This is a genomic window from Pseudomonas fluorescens (assembly GCF_005938625.1).
GTDB lineage: Bacteria > Pseudomonadota > Gammaproteobacteria > Pseudomonadales > Pseudomonadaceae > Aquipseudomonas > Aquipseudomonas fluorescens_BD.
In genome coordinates this window covers 15,312-33,492 of the sequence record NZ_VCNJ01000034.1, presented here as the reverse complement: position 1 = coordinate 33,492, position 18,181 = coordinate 15,312, and the positions used below count along the sequence as shown (strand labels likewise).

The following is an 18,181-nucleotide window of genomic DNA, read 5'->3' as shown; positions in this document are numbered from 1 at the left end:
CTTTTTTATGTCTGAAGGTTTTTTGGTGCCTGTTCCGGCCCCTTCGCGAGCAAGCTCGCTCCCACACTTGAAATGCATTCCCCCTGTGGGAGCGAGCTTGCTCGCGAAGGGGCCCTTGACATCAATACAACTTAGATGACGGTTTACTATCGAGCATCGACACTTTATCCGCAGGTCGCGCCACTAAATTGTTGAGCGATTGGTCAAACTTCTGCAACGCCCGAACTTGCACATCCTGTTGCTGATTAATATCGGCAACAATCTCTTCCGACCGCTTGAAGTCCGCCCACACCGGCGTCAACTCCCGTGCATCCGAACCTTTCGCCGTACCGATATAGTTCAACCGTGCATCGTAAAAATCGGCACTGACATCCGCTTTGATATCCGAGCTACGTGAGGTGATCAGTTGGCTATGGGTATCAACGATCGCCACCACATCCGGTCTGGCCGCACGCAGGCTTTGCATGTCCGGGTACACCGTCACTGAGCCGAACTGGCGTTGCAGCGAGGCGTTGACCCAGTCCACCGCCATGTCCGGTTTCGAGCTGGCGACGTAGGCGTCATGGATCGGCTGCACCAGCAGGCTCTGGCCGAAACCGGTGCCGGCATTGGCCTGATAGTCGCGCAGGTATTCACGGTTGGTCTGGGTGCTTGGGCTGTAGACCACGCCGAGCGACACGCCGGGGCCGCTTTTTACCTGAGTGGCGCTGCTGCGGCCGGTGGGATGGGGGAGCAGGGTGTCCAGAGATGAAACCGCTGTTGGCGCAGTGGGCACTGAGCATGCGGACAACGCTAAAACCGATATCGCCAAGACACTGGTGAACGCAAGTTTCATGGTGTTTCTCCCGTGAAACAACATCAGTCGGAAAGTTTGAGTGGTCGTTATTGGCGACCGTTAATTCAGACTAAACCCGCCGCGCGGTAAGTAACCTGACAATTTGCTGTCTGAGTTAGCATTGAATAGTCTTATTTGCTGTAACCCTGAGCGGTTAATTGCGCCGGGAAATAAAAAGGCCCAAATCAGCGATTTGAGCCTTTTTATTTATGGCTGATTAAACATCCATCAGTTTTTCAGCGGGATCAGCACTTGTTCGTCTGGGGACAGCACCATGAATACCAGCAACTTGGCCGGTTTGGTCTTGCTGGCGTTTTTCGAGACCAAATGTTCGGAGCCGGCAGGCTCGTACCAGAACTGACCCTTCTTGTAGGTAATCGCCTGTTCGCCTTTGACTTGGGAAATCACTTCGCCTTCGAGTACGTAAGCCATAGCGGTGCCGTCGTGTTTGTGGGCGATGGAGGACTGGCCGGGTTTGTAGTCGACTTCGATCATCATGGCTTTTTTGCCGGGGGCGTTTTTCAGCATTTGGTCTTGCAGGACGGTGACTTTTTCCGATGGGTCGTGGGCGAAAGCGGCCGAGGTACAGAGGCTCAAGGCGAGGGCGGCGGAGAAGATGTGCAGGGCTTTCATGGCGGGTTACCTGTGAGGGTTGGGGGTGCTGATCACAGTAGTCCGCAGGGCAGGGCATTCAAACGGCCAATATTCGGGAAGACCAGGTGACCAATTCAAGTATTCCCAAAATCAAAAGATCGCAGCCTTCGGCAGCTCCTACACCGATCTCTGTAGGAGCTGCCGAAGGCTGCGATCTTTTGATCTTGCTTTTAAACAATAGGAAAGCTGTTGAAATCCACACTATTGGCCAGCCGACTATCGATCAGATCAATAAACCCCTGCGCCTCGGGCCGGTTGAAATGCGCCTGCATCGCCGCTTCCGATTGCCAGCGGGCACTGACCGTCCAGCGGTGGCTGTCCTCGGGGCAGCGGTCGACCAGGTAGGAATCGCAGCCCGGCGTTTCGCGTAGGGTTTCGACGATCTTCTGCAGTTGTCTGCCCAGCTCATCCGAGCGGCCGGCCGCAGCCTGCACCTGGACTGTATTGATCACTTCGTTGGACATTGCTCACACTCCTGAATCAGGCCGGACGAATCCTGCTCATTGAGGGATAACGCCTGTGCAGGATAGGCCTGCCCCCCCTGAACACCAATGACCAATCGGCGGTTAATCGCCCAGACCAATCATTCAGGCAACTTGTTGCAGAATGTCGCGCAGACGATCCAGCGCGATGTCGATGTCCAGGGTTTCGATGGCGCCGAAGCCGAAGTACAAGCCGTTTTTCGCCGGTTGCTGATAATAGAAGCCGTTGATCGAGTACAACCCGACTTCGACTTTTTTCGCCAGTTCGATCACCAGCGGCAAATCGATGGGCACCTTGCAGAACACCGCCATGTGAAACCCGGCGCTGGCTGGCACGGCTTCCAGCCATGGCGCCAGATCGGTGGCCATGCGCGCCAGAATCCGCTCGCGGCGCTGCGCATAAATCGCATGACAGCGGCGGATATGTTTGAGCAGGCAGCCCTCGGCGATGAACTTGGCCAACGCCCATTGCGGCAAGGTCGAGGCGTGCAGGTCGGTGAGCTGCTTGGCGCGGATTACTGCTTCGATGATCGCCGGCGGCAGGATCCCGTAACCCAGACGCAGCTCGGGTAACAAGGTTTTCGAGAACGTACCGACGTAAGCGACGATGCCGCGCTGGTCGAGATTGAACAGCGAATCGGTCGGCCGGCCTTCGTAGCGAAACTCGCTGTCATAGTCGTCCTCGATGATGATCGCCCCCAACTCATGAGCGCGGGCCAGCAAGGCTTCACGGCGCGCCTGACTCATCGGCATGCCCAGCGGAAACTGGTGCGAAGGCGTGACATAGATAAGGCGCGTGCCATCGGGAATCTGTTCAACCTGAATGCCCTCGGCATCCACCGGAATCCCGACCACCTCGGCGCCGTGGGTGCCGAACAGCAGGCGTGCCGGCGGATAACCGGGATCTTCCATTGCCACCAGACTGCCGGGGCGGATCAGCACGCGGGTGATCAGATCCAGCGCCTGTTGCGCGCCGTTGCACACGACGATGTCTTCGTCCTGACAGTTGATCCCCCTGGAAAACGCGATGTGCCGAGCAATCGCATTGCGCAGCGCCGGCAGGCCTTCGGCGACACTGTAGAAACCCTTGGACTGGCCCATTTGGCGCATCGCATGGGCGACGCAGCGGCGCCAGTCATCCTGCGGAAACTGGCCCTTGCTCGTCGCGCCACCAATGAAGTCGTAGCGCAGCGAGCCTTCCAGTGTCGGATGGCGCAGAAACACCGGCAGATTGCGCCAGCTCTCGATCACCTCAGCGCCGGCCAGTTCAGTGTGGCTTTGCTTGCGCTGGATCTGCGCCGGACGGGCGTTGACGTAGGTGCCTTTGCCGATCACCCCGGTGAGGAAGTTTTCGTAGGTCAGCTGCGCGTAGGTGTCGGAAATGGTCTTGCGCGAGATGCCCAGTTGCTCGGCGAGGAGGCGACTGGGCGGCAATTGCGTGCCAGCGGCCAGACGCCCGGATTCGATGGCGCCGCGCAACTGCTGATACAACTGACCGGCAAGATCCTTGCGGCCGTTGATCACGACGTGAAGTTCCATACCGACGAGGCTCCTGGGGCTATTAGGCGTGCCCGCCAGATTACCGCTGTTGTTTGATTGGCAATAGTTGCCTACCCGAAAAACCCGAAATTGGCCTAGATCCCTGTAGGAGTGAGCCTGCTCGCGATCACGGTGGCACATCCGACATCAATATTGCCTGACACACCGCTATCGCGAGCAGGCTCACTCCTACAGGGATTTGTGCTCGGCTCATGGTGATTGGTGTAGCGACTTTTCGTGCAATTGGGGCTGTAATGCATCGCTGTCGGCGTTTACGGTGAACTCATTATTCCGTCTACCGAGACCTGACCATGTCCCCGCGCCTGGATTACTACAACGCTTCGCCCAAGGCGATGAAAGCGATGATTGCCATGGAGGCGCTGACCGCCAACCTCAGTATCGAGCAGCCGCTGCTGCAACTGATCAGGATCCGCGCCTCGCAACTCAACGGCTGCGCGTTCTGCACCGACATGCATTCGGTGGACGCGCGGCGGGCCGGGGAGAGTGATCGGCGCCTGTATGCGATCGCGGTGTGGCGCGACAGCAACTTCTTCAACCCGCGCGAGCGTGCGGCGTTGGCCTGGGCGGAGGCGGTGACGTTGTTGGCGGACAGCCGCGTACCTGATGAGGTGTATCAGCAGGCGCGCGAGCAATTCAGCGAAGGGGAACTGGTCGACCTGACCATGGCCGTCACCACCATCAACAGCTGGAATCGACTCGCCGTCAGCTTCCGCCAAACCCCAAGCGATTGAGCCCGCCCTGATCGTTCCCACGCTCTGCGTGGGAATGCCTCAACGGACGCTTCGCGTTCGGCTCTGGATGGGACGCAGAGCGTCCCGGGCTGCATTCCCACGCGGAGCGTAGGAACGATCGGTAAGCGACTGAACACCACAGGATCGTTCCCACGCTCTGCGTGGGAATGCCTCAACGGACGCTCCGCGTTCGGCTTCGGGTGGGACGCAGAGCGTCCCGGGCTGCATTCCCACGCGGAGCGTAGGAACGATCGGTCAGCGACTGAGCCCCCCATGATCGTTCCCACGCTCTGCGTGGGAATGCCTCAACGGACGCTCTGCGTTCGGCTTCGGGTGGGACGCGGAGCGTCCCGGGCTGCATTCCCACGCGGAGCACGGGAACGAGCGGTCAGCGACTGAGCCCCCCATGATCGTTCCCACGCTCTGCGTGGGAATGCCTCAACGGACGCTCTGCGTTCGGCTCTGGATGGGACGCGGAGCGTCCCGGGCTGCATTCCCACGCGGAGCGTGGGAACGATCAAAATCATTGCGGGGGGCGTTGCGGTTTCACCGACGTGCCAAAGGTATTGCCCATCCGCGTACTGGTGGCGGCAGGTGTCGCCAGTCCAACCTGATTCGGCGGCCGTTTGTTCACCGGCACATTCAGCGCCTCTTGATTCTTCTCCGCCGCCGCAGCGCCTTCCGGGTTGTTGCCCATCTGCTGGCTCAAACAGTCGTAATTCGGCGCCTTGTAGCCGCCGACCGTCACCTCGACACAGCCCAACGGCTGCTCGGCATAAGCGCTCGACAGCGCTATCAACAACAGCCCGCCAAGGCTCAATCGCCACAGTGTGTTCATGCTCGCCTCCTGGCCGGCCCGACGGGGCCGCGCTATGGCGTGAGTCTAGTGCAAGCCGTGCGCAATTCCCGTGATGGTTTTTTTGCACCGCCCGTCACACCAGATTCATAAACAGCCCTCAGGATGACGATTTCCAAGGATTCGTCAGCCGTGCAGCGAGGCAATTCCACGGACGGTTTTCAGCGTTCAACAAGGCTTGTGCGCCGGATGTGTCTGGGGTGGCTGCTTGGCTGTGCGGCGGGCCATGCCATGGCCGATGCGGTGCCGGCGGACTTGCGCATGACGCTGCATATTCCGGCACAGGATCTGGCGCAAGCGCTGGATCAGTACAGCCACGCCACAGGCGTTGCGGTGCTGGTCGACAGCCAGTTGAGTCGCGGTCGTCGCTCGCTGGCGGTGGACGGTGAATTCACCGCCGCCGATGCCCTGCGTCGATTGCTCGGCGGCAGTGGTTTGATGGCGCGTTATGCCCGCGACGACGCGTTTACGTTGCAAGTGGCGCAGGTCGAAGACGTACCGGCGCCGGCACAAAAACAGACGCCGGAAAGCGTCGCGGTCAACCGCAGTTACGCCACGGCGGTGCAAGCGGCGATCGAGCGCAATCTGTGCCGCTCGCCGCTGACCCGGCCGGGCAGTTATCGCGCGGTGTTGCAGGTCTGGGTCGGCCGCGATGGTTTGGTGCAGCACAACCGGTTGGTCACTTCGACCGGCGATGTACGGCGCGACAACGCGCTGGTGGAAAGTTTTCGCAACCTCAAAATCGACCGGCCGACGCCCAGCGCCTTGCGTCAGCCGGTCACGTTGCTGTTGTTACCGGAGTCGTCAGGGAAACGCATGGAATGCACCAAATGGGAAGGAGTTTCCGGGGGATGAAAGACACCGGACAAGGTTCGATGGTCCAACTGTTCCTGACGTCCTACGAGGACTTTCGGGTGCGCCTGCGCAGGCGTCTCGGTTCGGAAGATCTGGCCAACGACGTGCTGCACGAAACCTACCTGCGCGTCGACCGCATGGAGACGCCGCCGAACGTTCTGCGGCCCAACGCTTACCTCTATCGCATGGCCCTGAACATCGCCGCCGACCGCCGCCAGGCCGATGCGCGCCTGCTCACCGGCGAGGAAGTCGAGGAACTGCTGCAGATCGGCGACGAAGCCCTCGACCCGGCGCGAGTAGTGGGCGGGCAAAAGGAAGTCCAGTCACTGCTCAGTGCGTTGTACGAGCTGCCCGCACGGCGTCGGAAGATCTTCATCGCGGCGCGTCTGGAAGAGGCGCCGCACCTGGAAATTTCTCAGCGCTTCGGCATTTCCACGCGCATGGTCGAGAAGGAAATCAAAGCTGCATTGGGCTTCTGCGCCGCGAAACTGGAAAGAAAAGTGTTTCAGCGGTTCGGTCGCGGGGCCGGAAAACCGTCTTCTGAATAGTGCCCGATCAATTCGTTGAGAATCTGCGCGTTTGAACATCTTTCGACTGACACCTGCCGAGCCATCGGCGGCCGACCATCTGCACAGCGAAGCCCGCGACTGGCTGGTCCTGCTGACCTCCGGCCGCGCCACTGTGGCCGACGCCCGCGCCCTGCGCGAATGGTGCGCGCAGAGTGCCGAGCATGCCCGCGCGTTCGAAGAGGCCAAGCGGTTGTGGCAGCAACTGCAACCGGCCGTGGAGCAAATGCAGGCGCCGCGCGGGTTTGGTCGACGTGCTTTTCTCGGTGGTGCGATTGCTGCGTCGGCGGCGTTTTTGCTGGTGCGCGGGACGATTCCCGGCGGCTTCGAAGGGCTCGGCGCCGACTACATCACCGAAGTCGGCCAGCAGCGCCGCTTCGAACCGGCGCAAGGCGTGAGCCTGGAGCTGAACACCCAGACGCGGATCAATCAGCGCTCCATCGATAACGGCGTGCAGGGCTTTGAACTGGTCAGCGGCGAAGTCGAAGTGCAGACCGCACGCTTGCCGCTGGCGATGCAGGCTGGAGGAGGGTGGTTGCGCGCCAGTCAGGGGCGTTTCAACCTGCGTAATACTGATCAACAAGTTTGCGTAACTTGCCTCGACGGCGCCGTTGAAGTCGACGTGGAAGGCCGCAGCCTGCGCCTCGAACCGGGCCAGCAAGTGACCTACGACGCGCGGCAAGTCGGCAGCGTACAAAGTGTCGACACAGCCGCAGTGATGAACTGGCGCCAACAAGTGCTGGTCTTCAACGGCGCGACCCTCAGCCAGATGATCGACGAAATCAACCGCTACCGCCCCGGCATGTTGCTGCTGCTCAACCGCGAACTCGGCCAACGCCGCGTCCAGGCCCGCTTCAGCCTCGACCAACTCGCCGGCGTCGCACTGCTGATCCGCGACGCCTACGGCATCAAATGCACCGAACTCCCCGGCGGCGTCGTCGTCCTCAGCTAACCCACACCCGCCAACACACCACCACCCCCTGTGGGAGCTGCCAGCGATGGCGGCCTCACAGCCAACCAATCCCCAACTGACCTCACCCAATCCCAATGTAGGAGTGAGCCTGCTCTCGATGACGCCCTCACAGCCAACCACCCCCCAACTGACTACCCCCAATCCAAATGTAGGAGCTGCCGAAGGCTGCGATCTTTTGATCTTCAAAATCAAAGTCAAAAGATCGCAGCCTTCGGCAGCTCCTACAGGAATATCCGATCAGAAGGGATATATGTCACTCCAACGGCCCAATCACCTGCCGATACTTCTCCACTCCCTGCGCCGTCCCCCGACTCAACCGAATCTCCAACCCCAACGGATCCTCCCGCCGATTCCCGCTCAACTGCCGCCAGCCCTTATCCACCTCCCAAACCCGCACCTGCACATCACTGACATCACTCAAAACAGCCACCCCATTCCCAGGCGCCGGCAGCGGATACCGACTCCGCGCCTCAGCCACCGCCCGATACAAAGTGTCGCCCTTGACCCACCAGCGCACCCGCTGCAAAGCTCCCGGCTGATCCGCCGCCGTACGAATAATGTCCAGGCGAAACCCCTTACTGTCGCTACTGCGTACAGTCAGAGCGGGCGGTGCGCTCGGCGGTTCATCATCCACCCCAACCTTCTTCGGCTCAGTCAACTCAACCCCCGCCCGCATCTCCACATCCCGCTGCAACTGATTCAGCGCCCGCAACAAACCGTCACTCTGCTCACTGCTCGCCTGCAAATGACTGTCCGCCCGCGTCACACTGTCCAGCCCCCGCCAGGCAATCAGACTCACCACCGCCATCAGCAAAATCGCGACCATCACCTCAATCAACGTAAACCCTTGCTGGCGCTTCATTGCAGGCTGATCCTTCCACTGCCATCACGCAGCACACTCAAGCGATTCAAGCCATCCGACAACGTCAATTGCAGCGGCGGATTGATCCACTCAGCGTTCAGCACAACCCTCTGTTTCGGCTCCACCCGCACCTCCATCTTCGGACTCTGCCAGGCACGCGGCCGCAACTGCGGATCCTGCGCGAAATGATCAAACCCCTTGCCACTGTCACTGCGCCGACTAAACCGAAACCCCTTGGCATTGCTCAGCCACACAATCGGCCGGCCATCCGCCCGCGCCTCCGCCTGCGCCACCTGCAGCAACTGCGCCACACGCTCGGCATCCTTGCGCAGCAACTGCAACGGATCGGGCTTGATACTCAAGCTGATCGCCGCACTGGCGATGCCGATGATCACCAGCACCACCATCAACTCGATCAGCGTAAAACCCTCTTGCCTGTTCATCGCGCGCGCGCTCCTTTGCGTCCTGCGCCATCGTGCACGGCCAACATGTAAGGCGTGTGAAATAAAACGGAGAGAATTGCCGCGTACGCTGACAGCAGGATAAAAAGGAGATTCAACCCATGACCTTCACCACACGCTTTTCCCCACCCCAAATGGTCCAGGCCCTCGCGCTGCTCGCCGCGCTGGTCGGCGTGGCGACATGGTCGTCGCTGCTACTGACCACCGCCGAATCACACACCCCGGCAGCGGCCCCGCAGTTGCTGGCGGCGCGCAGTGATAGCCCGGCGTTGCAGTGGTTTTCCAATCAGACGGCGCCGATGGATATCAAGGTGAGCGGGGTGATGGCGGGAAGTCGGGGGGCGGTGGCGATACTGAGCCTGAACGATGGGCCGCCGAGGAGTTTTTTGCAGGGAGAGAAGGTTGGGCCTGGGGTGAAGTTGGTGGCGGTGGAGGGGGATGGGGTGGTGATTGAGCAGGGTGGGGAGAGGGTGCGGTTGGGTGTGGAGAGGTTGGGGGAGGGGGTGGTGTTGCCGAGACTTACGAGGCCCTGATTTGTAAGGGTTACGTCGTTATTTTTGCCGTTTAACTGAATGCCAGTTTAAGCGCCTCTGCAAAAGCAGAGAGCCGACAGCAAGGGAATGCTTGTGGTCGCTTTTGGCCGAAAGCGGGCAGTCGAGAATGTCCGCTATCGGCCAGAAGCGGACCCTCCACCATCGCATCACATAGACTAAGAACCCCATTGGGTAGTACAAACAGCAACTGCGCTGAAAGCCAAAACCCGGCATTGCGCCGGGCCTTCGTCAACAACCCAAACACATTGACTTTAAATGCGCTTCAAGCTTTCCAGCCGCCTGACGCATAGAGACTCACGCGCAATTCGAGCCTGATCCGATTGAAAAAGCTCAAATCAGCGGCGCAGTGATAAAGCGTCGCGGTTCGGCGCTACGCCGAAAGCCTTCTTGTATTCTCGACTGAACTGAGAGGGGCTGGCGTATCCGGTCTCAAATGCGACACCTGTAACATTTGATGCTCCGGATGCGAGCAGCCGTCGAGCAGCGAGTAGCCTAAGTTGTCGCTGGTAAGCGAGCGGACTATGTGCAGTAACCGCCTTGAAATGTCGGTGGAACGACGTGACGCTCATACCGACATGAGCGGCAAGCCAATGCACACTCATCGGCTTATCGGCGTTCGCGCTGATCCAGTCTGCCGCGATTTTGATTTGTCCGAACCGGGTGTTGTGCATTCCAATTTGGCAGAGCCTGGAGCCTAGCGGACTTAACAATAGGCGGTAGTAGAACTCGCGCTCGAACTGGGAGCCAAGCACCTTAACCTCTGCTGGCGTGTCAAGCAGACCGATGAAGCGAACCAACGGCTCGACAAAACTGCTATCGGCTTGGGCGATAGAGATAGCGCCCGCCTGCGGATACGGTTGGGTGGACTTGCTCATATCGAGAAGCAAGCCAGCGACGATCCCTGCATCGAGCATTAATTCGACACTGATATAAGGTTTTTCCGGGCTCGCCTCTACCACTTCACTCACGAACGGTAACCCGACCGATGCCACTGCACAGGTGCCCGGATGGCAGTCAAACGTGCTATCGGCAATGTTCATCCGCTTGGCGCCTTGCAGCAGCAGATAGAACTTCGGCGCAAATAGAGCCGGGGTCGGAGGAACCGGAGCATCTGTGGATCTGATTGTCAGTCGGGGAAGAGTGTTTGATAGATCGGCGCAACCGCGATGTCGGCTCACTATTGCGAGAAGATGTTCCAGCATGATGGCTATCGATCCTGGTCGCACTCGCGACAGGCCAGTGGTTTCTCAAACTAAAACAGTTGGTAGGATCAGGCAAGGCTTTAGCACTATCGAGGATGTGGTCGGGCCGGATGTTCGCGAAAGTGGAGGCATCCAATATAACCCTGGCTTAGAGGGCCGATGATGTCAGACCAACCTTCTCGCTTGCAGCAATTCATGGACGAGGCGTCCATCCGGAACACCATTGCACGTTTCGCCGACAGCGCGACTCGCGCAGACCTCGCAATGTTTTACTCGGTTTGGGCAGATGATGGCGAATTCATCATTGGTCAAGCCCCTCACGGCCAGTACTCCAAAGGCCCAGACAACAACGTGGCGCTGCTTCACAAACTGCGCGCAGGCAAGGAGTTCTTCGTCCAATTCGCACTGCCGGGGGTGATTGTTATCGACGGTGATCAGGCAACTACCCGCACATTCGTGCATGAATCTGCACGCGGCCCAGGCGAGAAGTACTACCGCAATCACTGCATTGCGTTCGATGTGCTGCAACGCTCGGGAGACGATTGGGTTTTCAAGAGCAGATCCTTTCAGTACCTCTGGCTCGACACCGAAGCGTTCTCCGGAACCGGATTCCCGCTATTTCCGGCGGCATAATGCCTGGCCTGACTACCTGATCCCTTTGACAGGGCTATTCATATGTCGAAACAGATGTGTTTTTTGGGCTACAGCGGGCGCGATGCAATCGACCCGCTTCCAACGATTTTCGCCCAGGCAATAAGGCACACGCGGGTTCTCAGAACGCTTACGAGTTTCGCAAACGCGTCAGCGGCCACGCTGTGATACCCATTGTTTCGGCGATACAGCACCACTGTGCGACCAGGCAACGATAGGATTGTCCGAAGCTCACGTAATCCAGCTTGCTCACGCACTATCGCGTCGAGAAGGATAGTCGCCAAGCGACATTGCTTGAGTACATTGTTCAAGATGGCAATCGAGTTAGCTTCCAGCACGATGTTCGGACTAAAACGTTGCTTCTGGCGCCAGGCATCCACCGCCATCCGTGTCATTCGGCCAAGTTCTCCCTGTCGCGACCGTTCGCTTTGGGTCGTAAGCAACCTTCTGTGACTGGCAGCTATTGGCCGATTGCTGTCTGTCATGAGAGGCAGAAAACGATCCATTGCAGGCGTTCGCGGCAGGCAGCTATGACCGTTTACTGCCTATGCGACGGGCATCTTTGGTGCGTTTTCAGCCGGTCGCGAAAGCCAGAAGCCGGTCATAAGCTACCCCTGAATTGATTTGGCACTGTCAGGGGCTTTGCTCATTGTGAGCCTGGGTGGAATCTGGCAAGTGTAACTGAGTGCCAAATCCCAATGGAGGTGTTTGCTTCAGTGGCAACTTACCGAATTAGGTTTCTTAGGGAAGCACTCGCTGTTTCCTCAGACTGTCCAGCGCGTCCAACAGTGATGCTGTTGAGTCAACTCTTTCAGTAAATCCGTAACGGTAGATTTTGTTGGTGTCTGAAATGATGTCTGTCTCAGTGTGGAAGATGAAATCGCCGAAACCCCATCCCACCAGTTTTCCCAAGTCCGGCTGGATCAAGCCGTGACGCTTGGAGATCTTGCTCCACAGTTCGGCCTTGTCCGGCATATGACGCGCCAGCGTCAGGGGCACCACAGATGCCGTTTCCATCCCCAGATGCGTGGCCGCGTCTTGCCACATGCGTTCCCAACGGAAAATGTCACCGTTGGTAATATTGAACGCCTCTCCACCCGCCGACTCGCTGAGTGCAGCCCAGACACTGGCCCGGGCCAGCAAGCCGGCATCGGTGAATTGCTGCAACTGGCCGTAGGCTTTATCGGTGCCGGGGAAACGCAGCGGGATACCCAGCTCCCGAGACAGTTCCGCGAAGACGCCAATGACCAATGCAATGTTCATCGGGTTGCCAAAGATATCCCCGATCACCAAGTCAGGGCGCAAAGCTACATAGTCCCAGCGAGCCTTATCCGCGCGCTGTTTGAGTTGCGCTTCCTGAGCGAGATACAGGTTCGGCGGCATATGCCCAGCGTCACTTTCCCGCGCAGGCGTGCGCACGTTCGCGCCGAGGTGAGAGCCGTAGATTTTGAAACCCTGATAGATGACCACCCGCTCAAGAGCCGAGTCGGCTCGTTCCAGTCCGTCGAGGACGTTGGCCAACATATCGGCATTGCGATTGGCTTCTACCGCCAGGTCCGGATCGGGACTATAGGCCGCGTAAAAAACATGCGTGGTATCCCGGGCAGCCTTCACCGCGATGGCAACGGCATCGGCGTCCGTCAGGTCGGCGATGACCGTCTCGGTGCCGGTGACCGTTCGACGATCAAGCGCTCTGACACGCCAGCCTTCACGCTTGAGTTCCTGCGCGACGGCGTTGCCGATGATGCCGTTTGCGCCGACGACCAGCGCGACCTTTGAATGGGGCCGTGCTGGGATCATGCGGTCTTCCCCGTTTTGAATATCACTCATCAGTTCTCTCCTTGTGCACGTTGTGTGCGGTAGAGAGAGAATGCCTTCGCCAGCATCTGTGATATAGACTGCAATCACGACTGGCTTCTATGACATACATTCACAATGGCACGTTGGGATATCAATCGTCTGGCAGAGATGGAAGTGTTTGCCCGGGTCATGGAGCTCGGCAATTTTTCAGCGACTGCACGGGAATTTCGCATGACGCCTTCGGCTGTCAGCAAGCTGCTATCGCGCCTTGAAGCGCGGCTTCAGGCACGCTTGCTCAATCGAACGACGCGTCGGCTGATGCCGACACTTGAAGGCCATGCGTTCTATGAACAATGCGTCAGAATACTTGCAGATGTCGAAGACGCTGAACGTGGCACCTCAGGACAGGGCGATCCGCGGGGGCGTTTGCGGGTCAGTGCCAGTCTGCCTTTTGCAAAGGACGTCTTATTACCCTTGGTCGACGATTTCCTCGCGCGGTTCACGGGTGTAGCACTCGATATCGTACTGACGGATCAAGTGGTCAATCTGGTCGAGGAGCGCACCGACGTGGCGATTCGTCACGGCCCGCTGGAAAGTTCACGCCTGGTGGCGAGAAAACTGGGTGAGACGCGTATGGTCGTCGTCGCGTCGCCCCACTATCTCGAGCGCCATGGCCTGCCGATCGTGCCAGACGATCTGGCCGGGCATAATCTCCTGGACTTCGGTTACACACGCACACTCAAGGGCTGGCCTTTCATCGTCAAAGGTTCATCACATCTAGTCACGCCGCAAGGCAATCTGACGGCCAGTGATGGAGAGGCCTTGCGCCAGTTGGCGGTGGCAGGAACAGGCTTGGCGCGTCTTGATGAATTCCAGGTGGTTGACGACATTGCCTCAGGAAGACTCCTGCCCGTGCTGCAACCTTTCAATCCGGGAGATATTGACCCCGTACATGCAGTCTTTCTCGGCCAAGGTACTCAGATGCCAGTACGGGTTCGCGTTTTTCTCGATTACCTTGTTGCGAATGTACGACTCAAAGGATTGGAAACGTTGATTTAGGTAGAGGGCTTTTCTCAGAAAATTAGCCATCCGCATGCACATCGAATGACCGCTCTTGGCCGAAAGCAGCCATCGGGTGTGAAAGATAGCTCAACGCACGCAATTCAGCTGTTAACGCAATGGGGTGGCTTACAACCATCCTCCCTCACCAGTTATCCTGCGCACCCCGCGAATGACAGGAATCAGCCGTTCGGGCACAGATTTTTAGGCTTTGTCCTACAGCCAGCACTCGGGCTTTTCGATAGCGTCGGACTGTCGAAACCTCAAATCGGGATTCCCGAAGTGAACAAGGATGATTCATGAGTGAATATGGAAATGTACCAAGGCCCGCACTACCTAACCCGCCAAGAAAACAGGTCTACCGTGGCGTAGAACCGACCGATCTGCACGCCAAGCACTGGGCAGAATACCCTGAGGCTCCCGCAGAGAAACCGGCTGTTGCGAAGCCCGCAGCGGAACCCGGTTTCTACATCGTTCAGCAAGTTATGCCGCGCTCTGCGCTGGAAGCAGCATTGTTCGATAAGCCAGATGGTGCAACGCTTGAGAAGTTCACCCGCCTCAACCCTCACGTCACCGGGTACGCCAAGCCCGGGCAGCTCATCGTGTTGAGTGATCCGAACAATCCTCAGTGCACACCTGAAGAAGCGTTGCTCATGGAAGCGGCGCAGAAAGTGGACGCGGCGCTCAAACCCATGACCGATGAAGAGGCGAGCTTCATGGTTCGCTATCAGAGCCAGATTGAGTCCATTCTTTCGCAAGGCTCAACATCAATCGGTGTGGGTGAATCAATCTTCGCCAAGAACCTGGGAGACGTGACAACCTCGCTGAAGGAAATCGAAACGCTGCACCAGAAAAGTTTTCAGCGTGATGGTCACTTGCGTAGTTCGGAGTTCTTTGATGAGCGCGCACGACTGTTTGCCAAGCTTGATAGGCAGCTCACCGGGTTAACCAGAAAGGGCATTGGTTTCCCTGATCACCCAAGTCTGAAATCAGCCCTCGGCATCTCAAGCAAAAGCTTGGTGCACCACTGGACGCTGGCCGGTGCTCCGGGACAGATTCCCGGTTACGCCACTCACGCAGAAGGTGTCGCCAGAGCAGCGAAGGTTGTGAAGTATGGTGGGTGGATTGGTACTGCCGTAGGGGGCGGGGCGTCTTACATGAAGGTTCAAGAAGTCTGTGCGGCAGGCAACAAAGATGCCTGCGAAAAGATTAAATACACCGAGGGCGGTAGTTTCATTGGTGGGGTGGCCGGTGGCGCGGTGACAGGTGCAGCACTAACTGCTCCAGTGGTAGGTGCAATCTGTGTAGGGCTTGGCGTGCCTACGGGTGGGTTGGGAACCCTCGCTTGCGGCGTGGTAGTTGTAGCGGCAGGCTCATATGCTGGTGGGGCGGTAGGAGGGGCTGGCGGTGAAATGTTCGGCGAAGTGATTTACGAGGTGACTAAATGAATACCGCTGAACTGATAGTCGGAGGATTGTGTGGCGTAGTGATTATCTCGATGCTCATCTGGATCGGAATTGCTCTCTACATTGCACATATCAAGATGGACGTGATCCTTGAACACCTCAAAAACAGCTCTGCCGGCACCAGGTTAGCTTCGCTTAAGCACGGAGGTGCGTGGGGAAGATTGCTTTTAGTAGGTGGTGCCTCTGGTCTCGTTACGTTCACGAATTTCTATATGAGACGCGGCACGCTGAGCGCCGATGACGTAGAGAATTTTCCTTCGTCACTCAAGCAGAGACTTGTGTTGATGCAATGGAGCGCAATAGTGCTGCTTTCTGCGATGGTTGTGCTGGTTGCTTTGGGGAAATCAGGAGTACTCAAGTAACCGGATAAGAAGCGTGCTCAGCCCCGTTTGGACGCTTGGAGACTAAAAGCGAGTGAACTGGTGCAAAAATCTACTCGGCAGGGAAGTGAGTTTGAACGTCGTTGATAAGGTACTTCTGTCCATTGCCATCGTTGATCTGGCAGGGCTGATTCTTTGGATAGGCGTCTGTTTGCACCTGGCCTATACGAAGATGGATTTGATGTTGGAGCACCTGAAGAATTGCTCAGCCATCATGACTCGGGCACCGCTTCGGTATGGTGGGCCTTGGGGAAGGCTTCTGCTTGTAGGTGGTATTTCGGGAGTTGTGACGTTCCCTCAGTTCTATTTGAAAAGGGGTGAGCTGAGCTCTGAAGATTTGGCCAGTTTCCCAGCTCCCCTCAAACGGAAGCTAGTAATGCTGCAATGGAGCGTCATTTCTCTGTTGGTGGTTATGATCAGCTTTGGGATCGCTGTTAAGTCAGGTTTTGTTTAGCGGTGCTGAGCACTGAGTTATCAAAGCCAAAAAAATCTAATTCCACCTCCGGCACCGAAAAAATGGAAAAGCTTTTAATCGCGGCAATCCTCGTTGTGGCGACCATGCTCTACGTCGGCTACTACAACGCCGTTGAGGATGGCGACATCGAGACGATTGTCTTCATCAAAAAGCACCCCACGTTTCAGATGAAGTTCTACAACATCCACGCCAATGATGGAGAGATCAGGAAGGTAGAGCGCCTGACGGCAGAGGAGCGGGGGTGGATTATTGATTACTGCAGGTACCGGTTGGGCATCGATACAGACCTGAGCACTCAGGGTGACGTCGATATGTGCTGGAAGAAATAGCACTATTTATATGGTCGAGGTTGTCAGTTATGACTGGCAATCTCGGCCATTTTCTTTCGTCTGTTGGGATGAGGGAGCGGATCTGTTGAGGGATCTGTCACGGAATGACGGGCCAGATAAACGCCAATGTTTAAAAAGACATCTCCACACACTCTCTCAGGCTACATATCCTTGCGCCTTTGCCTACAGCTACGCCAGAATCCGCCGGCTTGTGCGCCTTGGGGGTGGGTTTTATTGTGGTCCGGTCGCTGACGAATCAGCGATCGGGTTTGGTAGCCCGGCTTAGACTTGGCGCATAGCGTCACTCGATACAGGCCTTTTTGGGGCTGTGTATTTATGGTGGCCATGCGCAGGGCGTCTTCGGGCGCGCCGGTTCTCCAAGTCACCGGTCTACCAACCTTCGTATGGCCACCACCCCTTCGTTTGGTAGCGAAAGATGATGGCTCCTTTTCTATAGATTTGGAGATTCACTCATGATCAAACCAACACCCAACCCGCCCGAAACCGCCTCGGTTTCCCCCTATGAATCCATCGATTCAAAAAAACTCCACGAAGCCGCCGACCGCGCGCTCGACCATTACCTCTGTCCGCCCGGTTCCACACCGCCCCCACGTAAAAACCGTGGGATGTACGCCGTGACGGCGGACAACAAAACCGAAGAATTGCTGGTCGATGCCAGTGAAACACTCGCTTCGGCCAAAACCATCGCCCAGAACGTCTCCAGCCTGTTGCCGTCATCGCAGCGCCAGGCGCTGGCGGGGATTGCGCAGTTGATCATGCTCGGGGAGTTGGCGGTGAATCGGGCGTTGGATAATTTGCAATTGCCGGAGTGATGCGGGTGCCGGGATCACCTGGTGATTGATCGGGTGTTCATTTTGGCGCCTTCGCGAGCAGGCTCGCTCCCACAGGGTTTTATGCTGATTGCAGATGCTGTGTACGACGCTGAAACCTGTGGGAGCGGTTGATTATTACCGTGCCGTTTTCGTGTGGTTATTGAGGCGCTTCAGGACATTCGCGGGTCCATCGCGTCACGGTTATGTCATTGAATTGTTCACCGATGGTATCGACGCGTAGGCAAGTTCCTTTCTTCGCGTAGTACAAGATGCAGCGCGAGCTATCAAAAGAGCAGCTACCCAGTTCGAAGAACTTGCGTGCAGCCAACTCCCGCTCCACGCCACTGTATTCATAGCCGTCATTGGTATGCATCCGCGTCGGCTTCCATCCTTGTTTGAGTAGCTTGGATTTGGCCGCAGCCAAACGCTCACCGACGGCTATGTCTGCTGGCCCGCGCTGGTCGTTTGGCGCATGTGAGGCATCGGCAAACGCTGCGCTGATACCCATGCAATAAAGTGCGACGAGTACGAGGGTTGAAGCCTTCATTTGATGGCTCCTATCTCCGATTTTCAGCACGACAGACACTTCGGATACTC

22 protein-coding genes and 1 pseudogene are annotated in these 18,181 nt (G+C 57.6%); 12 read left to right on the top strand and 11 right to left on the bottom strand.

All coding sequences use genetic code 11. The features are described from left to right. Window positions 1-121 precede the first annotated feature (121 nt). The 4 genes from FGA82_RS21085 to FGA82_RS21070 form a co-directional block, all read right to left on the bottom strand. Complete coding sequence (locus tag FGA82_RS21085) at window positions 122-835, bottom strand: ATPase (RefSeq protein ID WP_141128584.1); 714 nt, start codon at window positions 833-835, stop codon at window positions 122-124. Window positions 836-1,063: 228 nt separating this feature from the next. Continuing rightward, the gene (locus tag FGA82_RS21080) at window positions 1,064-1,468 is read right to left on the bottom strand and encodes a cupin domain-containing protein (protein ID WP_141128583.1); all 405 of its coding nucleotides are present in this window, start codon (window positions 1,466-1,468) and stop codon (window positions 1,064-1,066) included. Between the two features lie 191 nt (window positions 1,469-1,659). After that, entirely contained in the window at window positions 1,660-1,953 is a 294-nt protein-coding gene (locus FGA82_RS21075; protein WP_016984406.1) for a putative quinol monooxygenase, read from the bottom strand. Between the two features lie 123 nt (window positions 1,954-2,076). Beyond that, the gene (locus FGA82_RS21070; protein WP_141128582.1) at window positions 2,077-3,510 is read right to left on the bottom strand and encodes a PLP-dependent aminotransferase family protein; all 1,434 of its coding nucleotides are present in this window, start codon (window positions 3,508-3,510) and stop codon (window positions 2,077-2,079) included. 311 nt (window positions 3,511-3,821) lie between these two features. Here FGA82_RS21070 and FGA82_RS21065 point away from each other — a divergent pair, with 311 nt between their 5' ends. Further along, on the top strand, window positions 3,822-4,262 hold the full coding sequence (locus FGA82_RS21065; protein WP_016984408.1) for a carboxymuconolactone decarboxylase family protein: 441 nt from the start codon (window positions 3,822-3,824) through the stop codon (window positions 4,260-4,262). 523 nt (window positions 4,263-4,785) lie between these two features. On the opposite strand, the gene FGA82_RS21055 is transcribed toward FGA82_RS21065, so the two are convergent. Then, complete coding sequence (locus FGA82_RS21055) at window positions 4,786-5,100, bottom strand: hypothetical protein (protein WP_141128581.1); 315 nt, start codon at window positions 5,098-5,100, stop codon at window positions 4,786-4,788. Between the two features lie 207 nt (window positions 5,101-5,307). Between FGA82_RS21055 and FGA82_RS21050 the strand changes: the two genes are divergently transcribed. The 3 genes from FGA82_RS21050 to FGA82_RS21040 are packed head-to-tail and all read left to right on the top strand — an operon-like array spanning window position 5,308 to window position 7,491. Then, on the top strand, window positions 5,308-5,973 hold the full coding sequence (locus FGA82_RS21050; protein WP_141128580.1) for a secretin and TonB N-terminal domain-containing protein: 666 nt from the start codon (window positions 5,308-5,310) through the stop codon (window positions 5,971-5,973). Beyond that, the gene (locus FGA82_RS21045; protein ID WP_141128579.1) at window positions 5,970-6,521 is read left to right on the top strand and encodes an RNA polymerase sigma factor; all 552 of its coding nucleotides are present in this window, start codon (window positions 5,970-5,972) and stop codon (window positions 6,519-6,521) included. Before FGA82_RS21050 ends, FGA82_RS21045 begins: the two co-directional genes overlap by 4 nt. A gap of 31 nt (window positions 6,522-6,552) precedes the next feature. Further along, window positions 6,553-7,491, top strand: a complete 939-nt coding sequence (locus FGA82_RS21040; protein WP_141128578.1) for a FecR family protein — start codon at window positions 6,553-6,555, stop codon at window positions 7,489-7,491. A 274-nt stretch (window positions 7,492-7,765) separates the two neighbouring features. Here FGA82_RS21040 and FGA82_RS21035 read toward each other — a convergent pair whose 3' ends face one another. Both FGA82_RS21035 and FGA82_RS21030 read right to left on the bottom strand, forming a co-directional pair. Then, window positions 7,766-8,374 carry a prepilin-type N-terminal cleavage/methylation domain-containing protein gene (locus FGA82_RS21035; RefSeq protein ID WP_008087982.1) on the bottom strand — a complete coding sequence of 203 codons (609 nt, stop codon included), beginning with the start codon at window positions 8,372-8,374 and terminating at the stop codon, window positions 7,766-7,768. Beyond that, window positions 8,371-8,817 carry a GspH/FimT family pseudopilin gene (locus tag FGA82_RS21030; RefSeq protein ID WP_141128577.1) on the bottom strand — a complete coding sequence of 149 codons (447 nt, stop codon included), beginning with the start codon at window positions 8,815-8,817 and terminating at the stop codon, window positions 8,371-8,373. Before FGA82_RS21030 ends, FGA82_RS21035 begins: the two co-directional genes overlap by 4 nt. A 119-nt stretch (window positions 8,818-8,936) precedes the next feature. Here FGA82_RS21030 and FGA82_RS21025 point away from each other — a divergent pair, with 119 nt between their 5' ends. Then, window positions 8,937-9,368 (top strand): type II secretion system protein N, encoded by a 432-nt coding sequence (locus tag FGA82_RS21025; RefSeq protein ID WP_141128576.1) that lies wholly within the window; start codon window positions 8,937-8,939, stop codon window positions 9,366-9,368. A 356-nt stretch (window positions 9,369-9,724) separates the two neighbouring features. On the opposite strand, the gene FGA82_RS21020 is transcribed toward FGA82_RS21025, so the two are convergent. Continuing rightward, a complete protein-coding gene (locus FGA82_RS21020; RefSeq protein WP_069556797.1) occupies window positions 9,725-10,591 on the bottom strand; it encodes an AraC family transcriptional regulator in 867 nt (288 codons plus the stop codon). Between the two features lie 195 nt (window positions 10,592-10,786). Here FGA82_RS21020 and FGA82_RS21015 point away from each other — a divergent pair, with 195 nt between their 5' ends. Beyond that, window positions 10,787-11,224 carry a nuclear transport factor 2 family protein gene (locus tag FGA82_RS21015; RefSeq protein ID WP_163005358.1) on the top strand — a complete coding sequence of 146 codons (438 nt, stop codon included), beginning with the start codon at window positions 10,787-10,789 and terminating at the stop codon, window positions 11,222-11,224. A gap of 134 nt (window positions 11,225-11,358) precedes the next feature. On the opposite strand, the pseudogene FGA82_RS32495 reads toward FGA82_RS21015, so the two are convergent. Together FGA82_RS32495 and FGA82_RS21005 are read right to left on the bottom strand one after the other, a co-directional pair. After that, a pseudogene (locus FGA82_RS32495) lies at window positions 11,359-11,643 on the bottom strand (LysR substrate-binding domain-containing protein); the annotation flags it as partial. Between the two features lie 340 nt (window positions 11,644-11,983). Then, window positions 11,984-13,072 carry an SDR family oxidoreductase gene (locus FGA82_RS21005; RefSeq protein ID WP_249384270.1) on the bottom strand — a complete coding sequence of 363 codons (1,089 nt, stop codon included), beginning with the start codon at window positions 13,070-13,072 and terminating at the stop codon, window positions 11,984-11,986. Window positions 13,073-13,177: 105 nt separating this feature from the next. On the opposite strand from FGA82_RS21005, the gene FGA82_RS21000 reads away from it, so the two are divergent. The 6 genes from FGA82_RS21000 (at window position 13,178) to FGA82_RS20975 (ending at window position 17,584) form a co-directional block, all read left to right on the top strand. Further along, window positions 13,178-14,101 carry a LysR family transcriptional regulator gene (locus FGA82_RS21000; protein WP_141128574.1) on the top strand — a complete coding sequence of 308 codons (924 nt, stop codon included), beginning with the start codon at window positions 13,178-13,180 and terminating at the stop codon, window positions 14,099-14,101. A gap of 299 nt (window positions 14,102-14,400) precedes the next feature. Next, the gene (locus tag FGA82_RS20995; protein ID WP_141128573.1) at window positions 14,401-15,549 is read left to right on the top strand and encodes a hypothetical protein; all 1,149 of its coding nucleotides are present in this window, start codon (window positions 14,401-14,403) and stop codon (window positions 15,547-15,549) included. Continuing rightward, window positions 15,546-15,929: a hypothetical protein gene (locus FGA82_RS20990; RefSeq protein WP_141128572.1), complete on the top strand. Its 384-nt coding sequence runs from the start codon at window positions 15,546-15,548 to the stop codon at window positions 15,927-15,929. The genes FGA82_RS20995 and FGA82_RS20990 overlap by 4 nt, the downstream gene beginning before the upstream one ends. Before the next feature lie 85 nt (window positions 15,930-16,014). Then, the gene (locus FGA82_RS20985; protein ID WP_141128605.1) at window positions 16,015-16,401 is read left to right on the top strand and encodes a hypothetical protein; all 387 of its coding nucleotides are present in this window, start codon (window positions 16,015-16,017) and stop codon (window positions 16,399-16,401) included. 62 nt (window positions 16,402-16,463) lie between these two features. After that, window positions 16,464-16,751, top strand: a complete 288-nt coding sequence (locus FGA82_RS20980; protein ID WP_141128571.1) for a hypothetical protein — start codon at window positions 16,464-16,466, stop codon at window positions 16,749-16,751. A gap of 473 nt (window positions 16,752-17,224) precedes the next feature. Beyond that, window positions 17,225-17,584 carry a DUF6124 family protein gene (locus tag FGA82_RS20975; protein WP_141128570.1) on the top strand — a complete coding sequence of 120 codons (360 nt, stop codon included), beginning with the start codon at window positions 17,225-17,227 and terminating at the stop codon, window positions 17,582-17,584. 157 nt (window positions 17,585-17,741) lie between these two features. On the opposite strand, the gene FGA82_RS20970 is transcribed toward FGA82_RS20975, so the two are convergent. After that, entirely contained in the window at window positions 17,742-18,131 is a 390-nt protein-coding gene (locus tag FGA82_RS20970) for a hypothetical protein (RefSeq protein WP_141128569.1), read from the bottom strand. Between the last annotated feature and the right edge of the window lie 50 nt (window positions 18,132-18,181).

What these genes read in the sequence shown, in the direction of transcription:
- FGA82_RS21085 (WP_141128584.1), bottom strand. Translation starts at nt 835, where the DNA reads ATGAAACTTGCGTTCACCAGTGTCTTGGCGATATCGGTTTTAGCGTTG.
- FGA82_RS21080 (WP_141128583.1), bottom strand. Translation starts at nt 1,468, where the DNA reads ATGAAAGCCCTGCACATCTTCTCCGCCGCCCTCGCCTTGAGCCTCTGT.
- FGA82_RS21075 (WP_016984406.1), bottom strand. Translation starts at nt 1,953, where the DNA reads ATGTCCAACGAAGTGATCAATACAGTCCAGGTGCAGGCTGCGGCCGGC.
- FGA82_RS21070 (WP_141128582.1), bottom strand. Translation starts at nt 3,510, where the DNA reads ATGGAACTTCACGTCGTGATCAACGGCCGCAAGGATCTTGCCGGTCAG.
- FGA82_RS21065 (WP_016984408.1), top strand. Translation starts at nt 3,822, where the DNA reads ATGTCCCCGCGCCTGGATTACTACAACGCTTCGCCCAAGGCGATGAAA.
- FGA82_RS21055 (WP_141128581.1), bottom strand. Translation starts at nt 5,100, where the DNA reads ATGAACACACTGTGGCGATTGAGCCTTGGCGGGCTGTTGTTGATAGCG.
- FGA82_RS21050 (WP_141128580.1), top strand. Translation starts at nt 5,308, where the DNA reads ATGTGTCTGGGGTGGCTGCTTGGCTGTGCGGCGGGCCATGCCATGGCC.
- FGA82_RS21045 (WP_141128579.1), top strand. Translation starts at nt 5,970, where the DNA reads ATGAAAGACACCGGACAAGGTTCGATGGTCCAACTGTTCCTGACGTCC.
- FGA82_RS21035 (WP_008087982.1), bottom strand. Translation starts at nt 8,374, where the DNA reads ATGAAGCGCCAGCAAGGGTTTACGTTGATTGAGGTGATGGTCGCGATT.
- FGA82_RS21030 (WP_141128577.1), bottom strand. Translation starts at nt 8,817, where the DNA reads ATGAACAGGCAAGAGGGTTTTACGCTGATCGAGTTGATGGTGGTGCTG.
- FGA82_RS21025 (WP_141128576.1), top strand. Translation starts at nt 8,937, where the DNA reads ATGACCTTCACCACACGCTTTTCCCCACCCCAAATGGTCCAGGCCCTC.
- FGA82_RS21020 (WP_069556797.1), bottom strand. Translation starts at nt 10,591, where the DNA reads ATGCTGGAACATCTTCTCGCAATAGTGAGCCGACATCGCGGTTGCGCC.
- FGA82_RS21015 (WP_163005358.1), top strand. Translation starts at nt 10,787, where the DNA reads ATGGACGAGGCGTCCATCCGGAACACCATTGCACGTTTCGCCGACAGC.
- FGA82_RS21005 (WP_249384270.1), bottom strand. Translation starts at nt 13,072, where the DNA reads ATGAGTGATATTCAAAACGGGGAAGACCGCATGATCCCAGCACGGCCC.
- FGA82_RS21000 (WP_141128574.1), top strand. Translation starts at nt 13,178, where the DNA reads ATGGCACGTTGGGATATCAATCGTCTGGCAGAGATGGAAGTGTTTGCC.
- FGA82_RS20995 (WP_141128573.1), top strand. Translation starts at nt 14,401, where the DNA reads ATGAGTGAATATGGAAATGTACCAAGGCCCGCACTACCTAACCCGCCA.
- FGA82_RS20990 (WP_141128572.1), top strand. Translation starts at nt 15,546, where the DNA reads ATGAATACCGCTGAACTGATAGTCGGAGGATTGTGTGGCGTAGTGATT.
- FGA82_RS20980 (WP_141128571.1), top strand. Translation starts at nt 16,464, where the DNA reads ATGGAAAAGCTTTTAATCGCGGCAATCCTCGTTGTGGCGACCATGCTC.
- FGA82_RS20975 (WP_141128570.1), top strand. Translation starts at nt 17,225, where the DNA reads ATGATCAAACCAACACCCAACCCGCCCGAAACCGCCTCGGTTTCCCCC.
- FGA82_RS20970 (WP_141128569.1), bottom strand. Translation starts at nt 18,131, where the DNA reads ATGAAGGCTTCAACCCTCGTACTCGTCGCACTTTATTGCATGGGTATC.